Annotated in this window: 13 protein-coding genes; 7 read left to right on the forward strand and 6 right to left on the reverse strand. The window is 71.9% G+C overall.

The features are described from left to right. The first annotated feature begins 395 nt into the window (after nucleotides 1–395). The 4 genes from gcvT (at nucleotide 396) to AOK09_RS16495 (ending at nucleotide 4,879) form a co-directional block, all read left to right on the forward strand. Nucleotides 396–1,520: a glycine cleavage system aminomethyltransferase GcvT gene (gene gcvT / locus AOK09_RS16480; RefSeq protein ID WP_055587968.1), complete on the forward strand. Its 1,125-nt coding sequence runs from the start codon at nucleotides 396–398 to the stop codon at nucleotides 1,518–1,520. A 78-nt stretch (nucleotides 1,521–1,598) separates the two neighbouring features. Next, a complete protein-coding gene (gene gcvH / locus AOK09_RS16485; protein ID WP_055587969.1) occupies nucleotides 1,599–1,976 on the forward strand; it encodes a glycine cleavage system protein GcvH in 378 nt (125 codons plus the stop codon). 95 nt (nucleotides 1,977–2,071) lie between these two features. After that, a complete protein-coding gene (locus AOK09_RS16490) occupies nucleotides 2,072–3,340 on the forward strand; it encodes a serine hydroxymethyltransferase (protein ID WP_055587970.1) in 1,269 nt (422 codons plus the stop codon). 171 nt (nucleotides 3,341–3,511) lie between these two features. Then, a complete protein-coding gene (locus AOK09_RS16495) occupies nucleotides 3,512–4,879 on the forward strand; it encodes an L-serine ammonia-lyase (protein ID WP_055587971.1) in 1,368 nt (455 codons plus the stop codon). Between the two features lie 160 nt (nucleotides 4,880–5,039). On the opposite strand, the gene AOK09_RS16500 is transcribed toward AOK09_RS16495, so the two are convergent. The 6 genes from AOK09_RS16500 to AOK09_RS16525 all read right to left on the reverse strand — a co-directional run bounded on the left by AOK09_RS16500 (nucleotide 5,040) and on the right by AOK09_RS16525 (nucleotide 11,828). Further along, nucleotides 5,040–6,449 (reverse strand): cellulase family glycosylhydrolase, encoded by a 1,410-nt coding sequence (locus AOK09_RS16500; protein ID WP_055587972.1) that lies wholly within the window; start codon nucleotides 6,447–6,449, stop codon nucleotides 5,040–5,042. A gap of 243 nt (nucleotides 6,450–6,692) precedes the next feature. Continuing rightward, nucleotides 6,693–7,355: a hypothetical protein gene (locus AOK09_RS16505; protein WP_055587973.1), complete on the reverse strand. Its 663-nt coding sequence runs from the start codon at nucleotides 7,353–7,355 to the stop codon at nucleotides 6,693–6,695. Between the two features lie 317 nt (nucleotides 7,356–7,672). Further along, on the reverse strand, nucleotides 7,673–8,161 hold the full coding sequence (locus AOK09_RS16510) for an ATP-binding protein (protein WP_107101355.1): 489 nt from the start codon (nucleotides 8,159–8,161) through the stop codon (nucleotides 7,673–7,675). Nucleotides 8,162–8,253: 92 nt separating this feature from the next. Continuing rightward, nucleotides 8,254–9,027 carry an enoyl-CoA hydratase/isomerase family protein gene (locus tag AOK09_RS16515; RefSeq protein ID WP_055587974.1) on the reverse strand — a complete coding sequence of 258 codons (774 nt, stop codon included), beginning with the start codon at nucleotides 9,025–9,027 and terminating at the stop codon, nucleotides 8,254–8,256. A 153-nt stretch (nucleotides 9,028–9,180) separates the two neighbouring features. Continuing rightward, complete coding sequence (locus AOK09_RS16520) at nucleotides 9,181–10,401, reverse strand: L,D-transpeptidase (protein WP_079063123.1); 1,221 nt, start codon at nucleotides 10,399–10,401, stop codon at nucleotides 9,181–9,183. A 218-nt stretch (nucleotides 10,402–10,619) separates the two neighbouring features. Then, complete coding sequence (locus AOK09_RS16525; RefSeq protein WP_055587976.1) at nucleotides 10,620–11,828, reverse strand: L,D-transpeptidase; 1,209 nt, start codon at nucleotides 11,826–11,828, stop codon at nucleotides 10,620–10,622. A gap of 237 nt (nucleotides 11,829–12,065) precedes the next feature. Between AOK09_RS16525 and glgX the strand changes: the two genes are divergently transcribed. The 3 genes from glgX to AOK09_RS41325 all read left to right on the forward strand — a co-directional run. Then, nucleotides 12,066–14,357 (forward strand): glycogen debranching protein GlgX, encoded by a 2,292-nt coding sequence (gene glgX / locus AOK09_RS16530; protein ID WP_079063122.1) that lies wholly within the window; start codon nucleotides 12,066–12,068, stop codon nucleotides 14,355–14,357. A gap of 74 nt (nucleotides 14,358–14,431) precedes the next feature. Further along, a complete protein-coding gene (locus AOK09_RS16535; RefSeq protein ID WP_217698440.1) occupies nucleotides 14,432–14,971 on the forward strand; it encodes a sigma-70 family RNA polymerase sigma factor in 540 nt (179 codons plus the stop codon). Nucleotides 14,972–14,985: 14 nt separating this feature from the next. Continuing rightward, a partial coding sequence (locus AOK09_RS41325) for a zf-HC2 domain-containing protein (RefSeq protein ID WP_217698441.1) occupies nucleotides 14,986–15,375 on the forward strand: 390 nt, incomplete at its 3' end.

The raw sequence follows: 15,375 nt of genomic DNA on the forward strand, positions 1-15,375 counted from the left end.
CCTGCCACCCCGGATCCCCCCTCCGGCATCCGAACGTCAAGCGCGTATCCCGAAAACACCAAGGAACAGTAAGGACAGGCCCCGTGCAAGGCCCGGACATACCGGTCTCGCGCCACCGTCCCCGTCATGTCATGATGGGCGCGCCCAACTCCATACCGGCCGTTCGAACCCGCGCGGGAGAGCCCGGCCGTCCCGACCCGACCCGACGTCGGGGCCGGACGACGCCGGCGCCGAAGGAGCAACTCCTNNNTCCACCGCCTGCCGGCGGTGGCGGTGAAGCTCTCAGGTTGCGACGACAGATGGGGAGAGCCGAGCCGCCGCATGCCCTGGGGCATGCCCTGCCGGTCCGCACGCCCGTTGCCGAGAGCCCAGCCGCCCACCGGAGGAGCACCCCCATGAACGCCGGCCCCCGTCGTACCGCCCTGGACGCCGTCCACCGCGCCCTCGGCGCCACCATGACCGACTTCGCCGGGTGGGACATGCCGCTGCGCTACGGCAGCGAGCGCGAGGAGCACAACGCCGTCCGCACCCGGGCCGGCCTCTTCGACCTCTCCCACATGGGCGAGATCACCCTCAGCGGCCCCCAGGCGGGCGAGGCGCTGGACCACGCCCTGGTGGGCTTCGTCTCCGCGCTCGGCCTGCACCGCGCCCGCTACACCATGATCTGCGGCGAGGACGGCGGCATCCTGGACGACCTGATCGTCTACCGCACCGGGGACGAGGAGTTCCTGGTGGTGGCCAACGCCTCCAACGCCCAGCTGGTGCTGGACGAGCTCACCGCCCGCGCCGCCGGCTTCGACGCCGCCGTCCGCGACGACCGGGACGCCTATGCGCTGATCGCGGTGCAGGGGCCCGAGGCGGCCGCGATCCTGGGTGCGCTCACCGACGCCGACCTCGCGGGGCTGAAGTACTACGCCTGCCTGCCCGCCACGGTGGCCGGCCGCGAGGTGCTGCTCGCCCGTACGGGCTACACCGGCGAGGACGGCTTCGAGGTCTTCGCGGACCCGGCCGACGCCGGGCACCTGTGGCAGCAGCTGACCGAGGCCGGGTCCGGCCGCGGGCTGGTGCCCTGCGGGCTCTCCTGCCGCGACACCCTGCGGCTGGAGGCCGGGATGCCGCTGTACGGGCACGAGCTGACCACCGCCACCACCCCCTTCGACGCCGGACTGGGCCGGGTGGTGCGGTTCGACAAGACCACCGGCGACGGCGGCTTCGTCGGCCGCGCCGCCCTGGAGAAGGCCGCCGCCGACGCCGAGGCCAACCCCCCGCGCAAGCTGGTCGGCCTGGTCTCCGACGGCCGCCGCGTCCCCCGGGCGGGCTACTCCGTGGTGTCGGCCGACGGCGAGGTGATCGGCGAGGTGACCTCCGGTGCGCCCTCCCCGACCCTCGGCAGGCCGATCGCCATCGCCTATGTGGACGCCGCCCACGCCGCCCCGGGCAGCGCGGTCGCCGTGGATGTCCGCGGCACCCGTGAGCCGGTCGAGGTCGTGGCGCTGCCCTTCTACAAGCGCGCCCACTGAGCGCCCGCTTCACTTGATCCCAGGCCGTCCCCCGGCCCGTTTCGCCGTACCCGCACCCCATCCTGGAGAATTGCCGCCATGAGCAACCCGCAGCACCTGCAGTTCAGCAAGGAGCACGAGTGGCTGACCGCCCCCGAGGGCGGCGTGTCCACCATCGGCATCACCGCCCACGCTGCCGACGCGCTCGGCGACGTGGTCTTCGTTCAGCTTCCGGAGGTCGGCCAGGCCGTCACCGCCGGTGAGCCGTGCGGCGAGCTCGAGTCCACCAAGTCGGTCAGTGACCTCTACTCCCCCGCCACCGGCGAGGTGACCGAGGTCAACCAGGCCGTGGTGGACGACCCCGCGCTCGTGAACTCCGGCCCGTTCGAGGACGGCTGGCTGTTCAAGATCCGGCTCGACGGCGACCCCGAGGGCCTGCTGAGCGCCGACGAGTACACCGCCTTCATCGGCGGCTGAACCCCGACGGCATCACCGCAGCGGCCGCAGCAGGGGGAACCCCGCGCCGCGGCCGCCCCGGTCTCCCCGCCCGCCCCTTCACCGGAAGACCCCTGATGACGGTTCTCAACCAGTCCCTGCACGCACTCGACCCCGAGGTCGCCGCCGCGGTCGACGCCGAGCTGCACCGCCAGCAGACCACCCTCGAGATGATCGCCTCCGAGAACTTCGCCCCGGTGGCGGTCATGGAGGCGCAGGGTTCGGTCCTCACCAACAAGTACGCCGAGGGCTACCCCGGCCGCCGCTACTACGGCGGCTGCGAGCACGTCGACGTGGTCGAGCAGATCGCGATCGACCGCATCAAGGAGCTGTTCGGCGCCGAGGCGGCCAACGTCCAGCCGCACTCCGGCGCGCAGGCCAACGCGGCCGCGATGTTCGCGCTGCTCCAGCCCGGCGACACCATCCTGGGCCTGGACCTGGCGCACGGCGGGCACCTCACCCACGGCATGCGGATCAACTTCTCCGGCAAGCTCTACAACGTGGCCGCCTACCACGTCGACGAGAAGACCAACCTGGTCGACATGGAGGAAGTGGAGCGCCTCGCCAAGGAGCACCGCCCCAAGCTGATCGTGGCCGGCTGGTCCGCCTACCCGCGCCAGCTGGACTTCGCCGCCTTCCGCCGGATCGCGGACGAGGTGGGCGCCTACCTGATGGTGGACATGGCGCACTTCGCCGGCCTGGTCGCGGCGGGTCTGCACCCGTCGCCGGTGCCGTACGCGGACGTGGTCACCACCACCACCCACAAGACGCTGGGCGGCCCCCGCGGCGGTGTGATCCTCTCCAAGGCCGAGCTGGCCAAGAAGATCAACTCTGCGGTCTTCCCCGGCCAGCAGGGCGGCCCGCTGGAGCATGTGATCGCCGCCAAGGCGGTCGCCTTCAAGGTTGCGGCGTCCGAGGAGTTCAAGGAGCGCCAGCAGCGCACCCTGGAGGGGTCGAAGATCCTCGCCGAGCGCCTCTCCCAGGCCGACACCGCCGACGCGGGCGTCGCCGTGCTCTCCGGCGGCACCGACGTCCACCTGGTCCTGGTGGACCTGCGCAACAGCGAGCTGGACGGCAAGCAGGCCGAGGACCGGCTGCACGAGGTCGGCATCACCGTCAACCGCAACGCGATCCCCTTCGACCCGCGCCCGCCGATGGTCACCTCCGGTCTGCGCATCGGCACCCCCGCCCTGGCCACCCGCGGCTTCCAGGCGGAGGACTTCCGTGAGGTCGCCGACGTGATCGCGGAGGCCCTGAAGCCGGACTTCGACCCGGCCAAGGCCGAGTCGCTGAAGGCCCGCGTCACCGCGCTGGCCGCCAAGCACCCGCTCTACCCGGAGCTGTAGGTCCGGACGAACCGGGCACACTGGAGGGGCGGGCGGGCGAGACCCGCCGGCCCGCCGCTCCACGTCCGCCGTATCCCCCCGCCCGTCACACTCCGTCCCGACACCCCCGGTGCCCGGACTGGACGGGCCCGCGCTCCCCACCACCGTGGGGATGAACCGGAGTCCGCCACCGTGGCCATCAGCGTCTTCGACCTCTTCTCCATCGGCATCGGCCCGTCCAGCTCGCACACCGTGGGGCCGATGCGCGCCGCCCGGATGTTCGCCCGCAGGCTGAAGTCCGAGGGACTGCTGATCCGCACCTCCTCCGTGCGCGCCGAGCTCTTCGGCTCGCTCGGCGCCACCGGCCACGGCCACGGCACCCCGGGGGCCGTGCTGCTCGGCCTGGAGGGCAACTCCCCGCGGACCGTCGACATCGACCAGGGTGCCCTGGACGTGGAGCGGATCCGCACCACCGGCAGGCTCAGCCTGCTCTGCGCCCACGAGATCGCCTTCGACGCCGACCGCGAGCTGATCCTGCACCGCCGCCGCTCACTGCCGTACCACGCCAACGGCATGACCCTCTGCGCCTACGACGAGGCCGGGGTGCCGCTGCTGGAGAAGACCTACTACTCGGTGGGCGGCGGGTTCGTGGTCGACGAGGACGCGATCGGGGCCGACCGGGTCAAGCCGGACGACACCCAGCTGCGCCATCCCTTCCGCACCGGTGGGGAGCTGCTGGAACTCACCCGCAGCACCGGCCTCTCCATCTCCGCGCTGATGCTGGAGAACGAACGGGCCTGGCGCAGCGAGGCCGAGATCCGCGCCGGACTGCTGGAGATCTGGCGGGTGATGCAGGACTGCGTCAGGGCCGGGCTGACCCGGGAGGGCATCCTCCCGGGCGGGCTGAAGGTCCGCCGCCGCGCCGCCACGGCTGCGCGGGCGCTGCGCGCCGAGGGCGTCAGCCCGGCCAACGCCATGGAGTGGGTCACCCTCTACGCCATGGCGGTCAACGAGGAGAACGCCGCCGGCGGCCGGGTGGTCACCGCGCCCACCAACGGCGCGGCCGGCATCGTGCCCGCCGTACTGCACTACTACACCACCTTCGTGCCCGGCGCCGACGAGGACGGCGTGGTGCGGTTCATGCTGGCGGCGGGCGCCATCGGGATGCTCTTCAAGGAGAACGCCTCCATCTCCGGCGCCGAGGTCGGCTGCCAGGGCGAGGTCGGCTCCGCCTGCTCCATGGCGGCGGGCGGCCTGGCGGAGGTGCTCGGAGGCACCCCCGAGCAGGTCGAGAACGCCGCCGAGATCGGCATCGAGCACAACCTCGGCCTCACCTGCGACCCGGTCGGCGGTCTGGTGCAGATCCCCTGCATCGAGCGCAACGGCATGGCGTCCGTCAAGGCCGTCACCGCGGCCCGGATGGCGCTGCGCGGCGACGGGCGCCACCATGTCTCCCTCGACAAGGCCATCAAGACCATGAAGGAGACCGGCGCCGACATGAAGGTCAAGTACAAGGAGACCTCGCGCGGCGGCCTCGCGGTCAACGTCATCGAGTGCTGAGGTCCGCGCCCGCCCGCGGCTGACCGCCCGGGCCGGTTCCACTGAAGCCGGCACCTTCACGTCGCGCCGTTGCCCGCTTCTGCCCGGGATGGCCGGATCGATGCCCCCTATGCATGAGGCCCCCTCAAGTGAGGGGGCCTCATCCGGTTCTGACGTTGAGTCAGCTGCCGGTGCAGCTGAGCACCGGGGTGCCGTTGGTGCCGCTGTAGGTGCCCTGGAAGCCGAAGGACGTGGAGCCGCCGGCCGCGATGCTGCCGTTGTAGCTCACATTGGTCGCGGTCACGGAGGAGCCGCTCTGCGTCACATTGGCGTTCCAGGCGCCGGTGACCTTCTGGTCGCCGCCGAAGGTCCAGGTGACCTTCCAGGAGCTGACCGCCTTGGTGGCCTTGACGGTCACGTCGGCGGTGAAGCCGTTGCCCCAGGAGTTGGGCGTGTAGGTCGCGGTGCAGGCGCCGCCCGCGCCTCCGGTGGTGCCGGAGGTGGTACCCGAGGTGGTACCGGAGGTCGTACCCGAGGTGGTCCCAGCAGTCGTACCCGAGGTGGTCCCGGCAGTCGTACCCGCCGTGGTGCCGCCCGTGGCCGAACCGCCGTAGACGGTGGCCTCCTTGGCGCTGGACTTGATGCCGTTGGCGCCGTTGAAGATCCGCTGGCCCCAGGTGGTCAGCTGGGTGGGGTCGAAGTTGGTCACCATGTCGAGGTAGGCCACATCGCTGCTGTTGCCGCTCCAGGACCAGCCCATGTAGCCGATGTTCAGGGACGCGGCGTTGGACATGATGGCGTCCTCGTCCGGGTTCCCGTCGGTGTGCTGGTTGCCGAACTCGCCCACCACGATCGGCAGCTTGGCCGAGACAAAGTGGTTGAGGTAGTCGCTGACCTCGGCAGCGGTGTCGAAGACGCCGTACATGTGGATGGAGAAGACGGTGTTGGCCTGGGTGTCCGCGGCGAAGACCGTTTTGGCGTTGTCCCGCATGGTGAAGGACCAGTCCTGGCCCCAGTTGGGCGCGTCCACCATCAGCATGTTGTTGATGCCGGCGTTGCGGATCTTCTGGATGGCGCCGATGGTGTCGGCGGTCCAGCCCGAGGTGTTGGTGTTCCCGTACGGCTCGTTGCCGATGTTGACGATGACGTAGTTCTCCTGGCCGGCCAGCACGCTCTTCAGCCCGACCCAGTAGTCGGCCGCCTGGGAGAGGCTGATCGCGGCGCTCTGCTCGCCGTAGCCGGTGGTGTCATGCGCCTCCAGCACGCAGATCAGCCGGTTGGCCTTGCACTGGTTGATGACGCCTGTGACATCGGTGGCGTCGTTCCTGGTCCACTGGGTGCCCGTGGAGAGCACCACCCGGACGGTGTTGGCGCCCAGGGCCTTGATGTCGGCCAGGGAGGAGAGATGGGTGGGGTACCAGGTGTGGGCGTGGCTGACGCCGCGCATCACGAAGTCGTTGCCGTTGCCCTCCAGGATCCGGCCGTTGCTCACATGGAAGCCCGTCGCGGCCTGCGCCGGCTGGGCGGCCGCGAACAGCGGGACGACAAGGGCGAATAGCGCCGCCAATGCACCGGCTATTCGACGTTTCATGAACGACTCCCAATTCAGGGGGAATCCCATGGATTCCAGTGGGGGTCGCAACATCGTCGACGACCGGGAACACGCCCTTGCCTCTCCGGCCTGGGGCTTCTACCGCGGCATCGACTGACGAGATGGTCGCCTCGGGGACGGGAACCATGACCCGTCGAACCCTTCGAATGGTCGACTGCACCCGGCGCGGCACTTAGCGTAAAGGGCCCGTCCGATGAACACAACGGTATGAACCGAACCGGTTTAGCTGACCACTCCGACAGCCTCCACCACGTCCTTGTGCAGGGCGGCCCGGACCAGCGCGGCCGCGAAGGCGGCGGGGTCGTGATCGCCGACGAGGCGGCTCAGGGCGGCAGGGTCGGTGGGGAGGCCCAGGCGGCCGGCGCCCTCCAGCGCCTTGTCCCCGAAGTACGGGGCGACCGCGGGCCAGACGCCCTGGACCTCGCGCAGGAAGATGTCGGCGCCGGCCGGCCCGATCCCGGGGAACTCCCGCAGCGCGGCGGAGAGGTCCGCGGCCGAGTCCCCGGCCTCCTGGTGGAGCCTGCGCAGGTCGCCCCGCCACCGGTCCAGCAGCAGCTGCGCGCCGTCGCCCAGCCGGGTCGCGGTGGACTCGTCGTAGCGCCGGTAGCCGCCCTCGCCCAGCGCGTCCACCCGCTGCTGCCAGGTCGCCTCCAGCATCCGCCGGGGATCGCGCATCCCCGCGTCGAAGAGCGCACGGGCCGCGGCCACCGCCACTTCGGCCCGGATCCGGGTGCTGGCCAGCTCGGCGAGGACCAGCAGCTGGTAGAGCGGGCCGGGGGTGTCGTGCAACCGGATGCCGGCGTCGGCCGCATAGGTGCGGCCGTACGCCTCGACCAGGCGGTCGACCGCCCGCCGGTCCGCAGCGTGGGGACCCTTGGCGTCCATGTCGGCCGACTACCCGGCATCTCCCGAGGAAAACCCCAGGCTCTCAAGGTGGAGGCGGGGTGATGGCAGATGAACTCAAGGTGAATCGATATGCACACCTTTGAATGCCAGGCCGCCAGCTTGCTGGGATGTCCGTTCTGTGCCATAGTCGAGACCATCGACCAACGGCCACCGCCCCGACCCGGCACGGCCGTTCAGCACCGCACGGCACGCACCCCCATGGCCCGCGCGGTGACCGCAGGGGCCCCCGACGCCACACCTCGGCGCAACGGGGGCCCCGCGCAGTTTTCCGGCTGCTCAGGCACCCCCGGCGCCCCTCAGCGCTCCCGGACCCGCAGCTCGAACCAGACGCCCTTGCCGCGCGAGAGCAGATCCGCACCCCAGCGCTCGGACATCGCCTCCACCAGCAGCAGACCGCGCCCGGAGTCGGAGTCCGGCTCGGTGCGGATCAGGCAGGGCAGCGCCCGGGAGGGGTCGCGCACCTCCACCCGGAGCCAGCCCGGACGCCGGACGAACCGCAGCCCGACCGTACGCCCCCCGGAGTGCTGCACCGCATTGGCCACCAGCTCGCCCACCAACTGCTCGGCGGCGTCCCGCTGCTGCACCATGCCCCACAGCTCCAGCACCGACAGGGCGATCCGCCGCGCCTCCGCCGCCGACTCCGGCCGCGAGGGCAGCCGCACCTCGTCGCCGGCCGGCACCGCCAGCCGGTCGAAGAAGGCAGCCTCCAGGCCGTCCGGAGCGGGCTCTTCGGGGAAGCCCGGGCTCGGGCACTGCCACTGATCTGTTTCACCGCGGCCCGACATGCGCCCATCATCGCGGGTGCGGCCCCGCCTCGTGGGCACAACCGGGAAAGGATCACTAGTCACACGGCGGACACCCTGCGCAACCGGACCGTTCAGCGGAACTTGGCCTTCCCCGGGCCCTCCTCGACAAAGCTGCGCATCCCGGTCTCGCGGTCCTCGGTGGCGAACAGCCCCGCGAAGAGGCTGCGCTCCAGGGCCAGCCCGGAGTCGATGTCCGTCTCCAGCCCCCGGTCGACGGCCTCCTTGGCCGCCCGCAGGGCCAGCGCGGGCCCGGCCGCCAGCCTGGCGGCCCAGGCCCGGGCTGCTGCGTACACCTCCTCGGCGGGCACCACCTGGTCGACCAGGCCGATGCGCAGCGCCTCCTCGGCCTTCACCTGACGGCCGGTGAAGATCAGGTCCTTGGCCCGGGAGGGGCCGATCAGCCGGGCCAGCCGCTGGGTGCCGCCCGCGCCGGGGATCAGCCCCAGCAGGATCTCCGGCTGCCCGAGCTTGGCGTTCTCGGCGGCGATCCTGATGTCGGCGCAGAGCGCCAGCTCGCAACCACCGCCCAGGGCGTAGCCGGTCACCGCGGCCACCACCGGCTTGGGGATGCGGGCGACGGCCGTGAAGGCCTCCTGCAGCGGCCCGCCGCGCTCGGCCATGTCGGCGTACGACATGGCCTGCATCTCCTTGATGTCGGCGCCGGCCGCGAAGACCTTCTCGCCGCCCCAGAGGATCACGGCGCGGACGTCGGGCCGCCGGGACGCCTCCTCGGCGGCCTCGCGGAGCTGGTCCTGCATGGCGGCGTCCAGGGCGTTCATCGGCGGCCGGTCCAGCCGGACGGTGCCGATGCCGTCCTCGACCTCGAAATGGACGGAGCGCTCCATTGCGGCCTCCCGTTTTCCGGTGTGAGGGTGATCAGTGCCGGGCCGACCATAGCGCGTGGCACGCCGGACGCCCGGTCCCCCGGCACGGTGTGTGCCGGGGGACCGGGCGTCTGTCGGCCGCAGGCCGGGGAGTCGCTGTCCGGAACGCTGCGGTCAGCTGGCGGCCTGCCACTGCGACCAGGACATGTTCCAGCCGTTGATGCCGTTGAACGGGTCCACGGTGCGGTCGTGGGAGCCCACGACCTCCACCACGTCGCCTATCAGCGAGTGGGCGTAGAACCAGGCGGCCGGGGTGTTGGGGTCGCCGGCGCCCTTGGCGTCGCGCAGGCCGACGCAGCCGTGGCTGGTGTTGACCGACCCGAAGACGCTGGGCGCGCCCCAGTAGTTGCCGTGGATGAAGGTGCCGGAGCTGGTGAGCCGCATGGCATGCGGCACGTCCTTGATGTCGTACTCGCCCTTGAAGCCGACGGTGTCGCCGTTCATCCGGGTCTGGACGTACTTCTCGGAGATGACCATCCGGCCGTTGTAGGTGGTGTGGTCGGGGGCGCCGGCCGAGATCGGGATGGTGCGGAGCACCGAGCCGTTCTTCTTTATCACCATGGTGTGCGTCTCGGCGTTCACATGGCTGATCTGCGACCGGCCGATGGTGAACGTCACATCCTTGGACTGCACGCCGTAGACGCCGGAGGCGCCCTGCACGCCGTTGAGCCGCAGGCTCAGGGTGACCTTGGTGCCGGCCGGCCAGTAGTTCTCCGGACGGAAGTCCAGCCGCTGGTTGCCGGCCCAGTGGCCGACGACGTCCAGCGACGGGTTGGAGGTGACCTTGATGTGGTCCAGGACGTCCTTCTTGTTGGTGATCGCCTTGTTGAAGTTCAGCGAGACGATCATGCCGACACCGTAGGTCTGGCCCTGCTCGGTGTTGAAGTAGCCGATGAAGGTGTTGGCGGGCGTCAGGGTGGTGAAGGTCGAGTTCTCCACCGCGTCCAGGTTCCTGGCGTCCTTGGCGTGCGCCTCCACCGAGTACTTGGTCCCGGTGTTGAGCACGTCGGACGGGGTCCAGCTGCTGCCGTCGGCGGCCAGCTTGCCGTCGACCGTCCTGCCGGCCTCCGAGGTGACCTTGACCGAGGTCAGCTTGCCCTTGGCGACCGTCACCTTGAGGCCGCCGCGGGTGGCGACGTTGTTGGTGCCGTCCTTGGGCGTGATGGACACCACAGCCTCGGAGGTCTTCTCTGCGGCGGCCTTGTCGGCCTGGCTGGCGCCCTTGTCCGCGCCCGCCTGCCCGGCGGACGAGTCCGAGGACTTCGCACCGCCGGAGCTGCAGGCCGTCACCAGCGCCAACAGCGCACCCAGCAGCAGTGCCAGCACGCCTGTCATGGCGCCCCGGCTCCGGCCGCGTGCGGTGCGCGTGCGTATCGCGGCGGCTGCCGCCTGTTCCGGCTTCACGTGTGTGCTCCCCTCCCGGTTTCCATCCTCAATACACGCGCGGAGGTACGGCCCGGTTGCATCGGGTCGCGATTCGTTTCGCGCGGCGGGGTCTCCGAGGATAACGGGAGGACCTGAGAACCCTCTGCGAGGGAGCAGGGGAACCCGGCTCAGCCGGGCTGCGGCCGCCACTGCGCCCAGGGCAGGTTCCAGCCGTTCAGGCCGTTGTCGGGCTCGACGGTGCGGTCGGGCGAGCCGGTGACCAGAACCACATCCCCCGGCAGCGAGTGGTCGAAGAACCAGCCCGCGTCGGTGTGTGGCCCGCCGCCCTTGATGTCGGCCAGGCCCACGCAGCCGTGACTGGTGTTGCGAACGCCGAAGACCGTGCGGGGCGCCCAGTAGTTGCCGTGGATGAAGGTGCCCGAGCCGGTCAGCCGCAGCGCGTGCGGCACATCGGGGATGTCGTACTCGCTGCCCAGCCCGACGGTGAGGGAGTTCATCCTGGTCACCGGGTACTTCTCGGAGATCACCAGATAGCCGTTGTAGGTCGGGTGGTCCGTGCTGCCCGCCGAGACCGGCAGGGTGCGCAGCAGCCGCCCGCCGCGCCTGACCGCCATGGTCCGGGCGCCCACATCCACGGTGGAGACCTGGGAGCGGCCGATGCTGTACCGCACCTCCTTGCGCTGCACCCCGTAGACGCCCGGGGCGCCCTCCAGGTCCGCCAGCCGCAGGCCGAGGGTGACCCGGGTGCCGGGGCGCCAGAAGTACTTCGGCCGGAAGTCCAGCCGCTGGTTCCCGAACCAGTGCAGCCGCACCGGGACGGGCGGGTCGGCGGTGACCCTCACCGCCCGCTCCACCGCGTCGCGGGCGGTGATCGGCCGGGAGAAGCGCAGCGAGACCGGCATCCCCACGCCGACGACGGAGCCGTCCTCGGGTGTGAAGAACGCCACGAAGGTGTGCTGCGGGACCAGGGTGGAGAAGGCGGCGTGGCGGGCGGCGGCCAGACCGCCGGCGTCCCGGGCGACGGCGTCCAGGGTGTAGTGGGTGGAGAGGGCCAGCGGGGCCGCCGGCTCCCAGGACCTGCCGTCGGGAGCCGTCCGGCCGGGCACGGTGCGCCCCTGGTCGTCGGCCAGCCGTACCGAGACCAGCCGGCCGTCCGCCACCGTGACCCGGACCGCGCCCGTCGGCGCCACCTGGCTCGCACCGTCCGCGGGGATCGTCGCGACCACGGCCCGCGAGATCTGCGGCACTCCCTCCGAGGAGGGGCGGCCGACGGTGAGCAAAGGGTCGCATCCCAGCGCCGCGGTGGCGGCCAGCAGGACGCCGCAGACGGCCGCGCGGGTGGAACGGCGGCGCCGCTCGGTGCTTCCGGGATGCATCCCGGCCCCTCCCTGGACTCCCTCGGACGGCCGATCGCTCCGGTGCCGACCGCGCCGGGCACTCACCCCGGCGCCGGGCCCAACGAGCCGTACAGCGCCGGGGACACGGCGGCGTCACCCAAAGCAGCGGGGTGCTCACACACCGTCGCTGACGGATTCCATGCGTGACATGCGGCCCCGATCTGGGGAAACAAGGAGTGACGGGGCACGGGACGCCCCGCGGCGGGAGGGTGCGCCATGGCGGCATGGCAGCAGGTCGGCGGACCGCACGAGGACCGCACCGGCGCCGACCCACGCCCGGGGCCGGACCGCGCCGATCTGCGGCTGGTCGCGGACCCACCCCGCGCTGCGCGGACCCGCGCCGCTGCGCCGGAGTCCGTCTGGCCGGGGAGCTGGCAGCCGCTGGGCGCCCGGTTCCGGACGGCCGCGGACGGCACACCGGGGACCAACTTCGCGCTCTGGGCGGCCGGGGCGGAGGCCGTCGAACTCTGCCTCTTCGACGAGGACGGCACCGAGACCCGCTGCGCGCTCACCGAGCAGACCTTCCAGACCTGGCACGGTTTCCTGCCGGGGGTGCGGCCGGGCCACCGCTACGGCTTCCGGGTGCACGGCCGCTGGGACCCGTGGACCGGCGCCCGCTGGAACCCCGCCAAGCTGCTGCTGGACCCCTACGCCAGGGCCGTCGACGGGGAGCTGCGCAGCCATGACGCCCAGTGCGGTTCGGTCCGCGACTGGCCGGAGGCCGACGTCGCCGACACCGTGCGGGACAACCGGGACTCCGCCCCGTACGTCCCCAAGGCCGTGGTGGTGCAGGACGACGACGACTGGGAGGACGACCGCCGCCCCAAGACGCCGTGGGCGGAGACGGTGATCTACGAGCTGCATGTGCGCGGTTTCACCATGCGCCACCCCGGCGTCCCCGAGCCGCTGCGCGGCACCTACGCCGGGCTGGCCCACCCGGCGGCGATCGAGCACCTGGTCCGCCTGGGGGTCACCGCGGTGGAGCTGCTCCCGGTCCACCAGTACGCCTCCGAGGACCATCTGCAGCGCCGGGGGCTGCGCAACCACTGGGGCTACAACACCCTGGCCTACTTCGCGCCGCACGCCGGCTACTCCTCCTCGGGCACCCGAGGGCAGCAGGTGGGCGAGTTCAAGCGGATGGTCCGGGCACTGCACGCCGCCGGGATCGAGGTGATCCTGGACGTGGTGTACAACCACACCGCCGAGGGCGGCGCCGGCGGTCCCACGCTCTCCTTCCGCGGTATCGACAACGCCGCCTACTACCGGCTGCCGCCGCTGCACCGGCGCGGCTACGCGGACTACACCGGCTGCGGCAACACCCTGGACACCCGGCAGCCCCACGTGGTGCGGCTGATCACCGACTCACTGCGCTACTGGGTGGCCGAGATGGGGGTGGACGGCTTCCGCTTCGACCTGGCCGCGGCGCTGGCCCGCGGCAGCGACGGCGTGGACATGCACTCGCCGTTCCTGGCGGCGGTCTCGCAGGACCCGGTGCTCAGCCGGGTCAAGCTCATCGCCGAGCCCTGGGACGTCGCCCCCGGCGGCTACCAGGTCGGGGGGTTCCCCCCGCTGTGGGCCGAGTGGAACGACAAGTACCGCGACACCGTGCGGGACTTCTGGCGCGGCGCCCGCCCCGACGTGCGGGAGCTCGGCTACCGGCTGTCCGGCTCCTCCGACCTGTACCAGCGCGGCGGCCGCCGCCCCTACGCGTCCGTCAACTTCGTCACCGCGCATGACGGTTTCACCCTGCGCGACCTGGTCTCCTACGACCACAAGCACAACGAGGAGAACGGCGAGGACAACCGCGACGGCACCGACGACAACCGCTCCTGGAACTGCGGCCACGAGGGCGAGACCGACGACCGGCAGATCAACGCGCTGCGCCGCCGCCAGCTGCGCAACATGCTGGCCACCCTGCTGCTGTCGGCCGGAGTGCCGATGCTGGTGGCCGGCGACGAGATGGGGCGCACCCAGGGCGGCAACAACAACGCCTACTGCCAGGACAACGAGATCGGCTGGGTCGACTGGTCCCTGCTGGAGGACCCCGGCTGGCGCTCGCTCTTCGACCTCACCGCGCGGCTGGTGCGGCTGCGGCGCTCACACCCGGTGCTGCGCCAGCGGGCCTTCTTCTCCGGGCTGCCCGCGCACCCCGGCGGGCTGCGCGACCTGGCCTGGTTCACCACCGGGGGGCGGGAGATGACCGAGGCGGACTGGTACGCGCCGACGGGCGCCCTCGGGATGTTCCTCTCCGGGGAGGACATCGGCGAGCGCGACCCGGCCGGGCTTCCGGTCCTGGACCGCAGCTTTCTGCTGCTGCTCAACGCCTGGCACGAGGACGTGGTCTTCACCCTGCCCGGCGAGCCGTGGGCGAACGGCTGGCGGACGGTGCTGGACACCTCGCTGGAGGAGCAGTCCGCGGAGCCGGCGGGACGGCCCGCGGCGGGCGCCGAACTCACCGTCCGCAGCCGGTCCCTGCTGGTTCTGCGCACGGCTGAGCCGATGTCATAACCGCAGCCTCAGGGCATCCTTAAGGGAATCTAGGGTGCCTTGAACCGGTCTGCGGCACCGGGCGTACTGGACCCATGCAGCAGACAGCCACAGCAATGACGACGGCCCACAACGACTCGGAGTGGGTGCGCGCACTCTACGCACGGTACGGACGCTCGGTCCTGGGCCACGTCCTGCGACTGCTGCACGGCGACTACCAGCGAGCGGAGGACCTGGTGCAGGAGACGTTCCTGCGGGCGTGGCAGCACCGGGCCACCCTGGACCCGGACCGCGCCGGCCCGTGGCTCCACACGGTCGCCCACAACCTGGTGGTCTCCGCCTTCCGCCGGACCCAGGCGAGGCCGCCGGAGAGCCCGCTGGGCGAGGAGGAGCCGCCCGGACGCGGCGAGGACGAGCTGGACCGGATGCTGGAGAGCTGGCAGATGGCGGAGGCGCTGCGCGGACTGCGACCGGACCACCGCGCGGTCCTGGTCCAGGTGTACTACCTGCGGCGTACGGTGGCGGAGGCCGCGCAGCAGCTGGGCATACCTGCGGGGACGGTCAAGTCGCGCTGCTACTACGCACTGCGGGCACTGCGGAACGTGCTGGAGGAACGAGGGGTGACAGCACCATGACGTGCGAGGAGAGCGTGTCTCTGGGCGCCTATCTGCTCGGAGCGCTCGACGGCGGGGAGCGCACGGCGCTCGAACGGCATCTCGCCGGCTGCCCGCGCTGCCGGGAGGAGCTGGTCCAGCTCGCCCCGCTGCCCGGACTGCTGCGGCACACACCGTTCGAGGAGCTGCCGGAGACCGCGGCGGCCGCGGAGGAGGTCCCGAGGGCGGGCCTCGCCACCCGGACGGCGCCCTCGCCCGGACCGCCCGCGCCCCCGGGCCCGGGGTCCCCCCGCCCGGCCGGTCACGGGGCCTCGCCGCCGCGGGCCGAACTGCCGCCCCAGCACGCGGTACCGCCACCGGTCTCGCACCGCCGGACAGGCAGGACCGGACGGCTGCTCACCGCGGCCTCGATGGCGGTGGCCGCC

It is taken from the genome of Peterkaempfera griseoplana (genome assembly GCF_001418575.1).
GTDB lineage: Bacteria > Actinomycetota > Actinomycetes > Streptomycetales > Streptomycetaceae > Peterkaempfera > Peterkaempfera griseoplana.

What these genes read in the sequence shown, in the direction of transcription:
- AOK09_RS16490 (WP_055587970.1), top strand. Translation starts at nt 2,072, where the DNA reads ATGACGGTTCTCAACCAGTCCCTGCACGCACTCGACCCCGAGGTCGCC.
- AOK09_RS16505 (WP_055587973.1), bottom strand. Translation starts at nt 7,355, where the DNA reads ATGGACGCCAAGGGTCCCCACGCTGCGGACCGGCGGGCGGTCGACCGC.
- AOK09_RS16525 (WP_055587976.1), bottom strand. Translation starts at nt 11,828, where the DNA reads ATGCATCCCGGAAGCACCGAGCGGCGCCGCCGTTCCACCCGCGCGGCC.
- glgX (WP_079063122.1), top strand. Translation starts at nt 12,066, where the DNA reads ATGGCGGCATGGCAGCAGGTCGGCGGACCGCACGAGGACCGCACCGGC.
- gcvT (WP_055587968.1), top strand. Translation starts at nt 396, where the DNA reads ATGAACGCCGGCCCCCGTCGTACCGCCCTGGACGCCGTCCACCGCGCC.
- AOK09_RS16520 (WP_079063123.1), bottom strand. Translation starts at nt 10,401, where the DNA reads ATGACAGGCGTGCTGGCACTGCTGCTGGGTGCGCTGTTGGCGCTGGTG.
- AOK09_RS16515 (WP_055587974.1), bottom strand. Translation starts at nt 9,027, where the DNA reads ATGGAGCGCTCCGTCCATTTCGAGGTCGAGGACGGCATCGGCACCGTC.
- AOK09_RS16535 (WP_217698440.1), top strand. Translation starts at nt 14,432, where the DNA reads ATGCAGCAGACAGCCACAGCAATGACGACGGCCCACAACGACTCGGAG.
- AOK09_RS16500 (WP_055587972.1), bottom strand. Translation starts at nt 6,449, where the DNA reads ATGAAACGTCGAATAGCCGGTGCATTGGCGGCGCTATTCGCCCTTGTC.
- AOK09_RS16510 (WP_107101355.1), bottom strand. Translation starts at nt 8,161, where the DNA reads ATGTCGGGCCGCGGTGAAACAGATCAGTGGCAGTGCCCGAGCCCGGGC.
- gcvH (WP_055587969.1), top strand. Translation starts at nt 1,599, where the DNA reads ATGAGCAACCCGCAGCACCTGCAGTTCAGCAAGGAGCACGAGTGGCTG.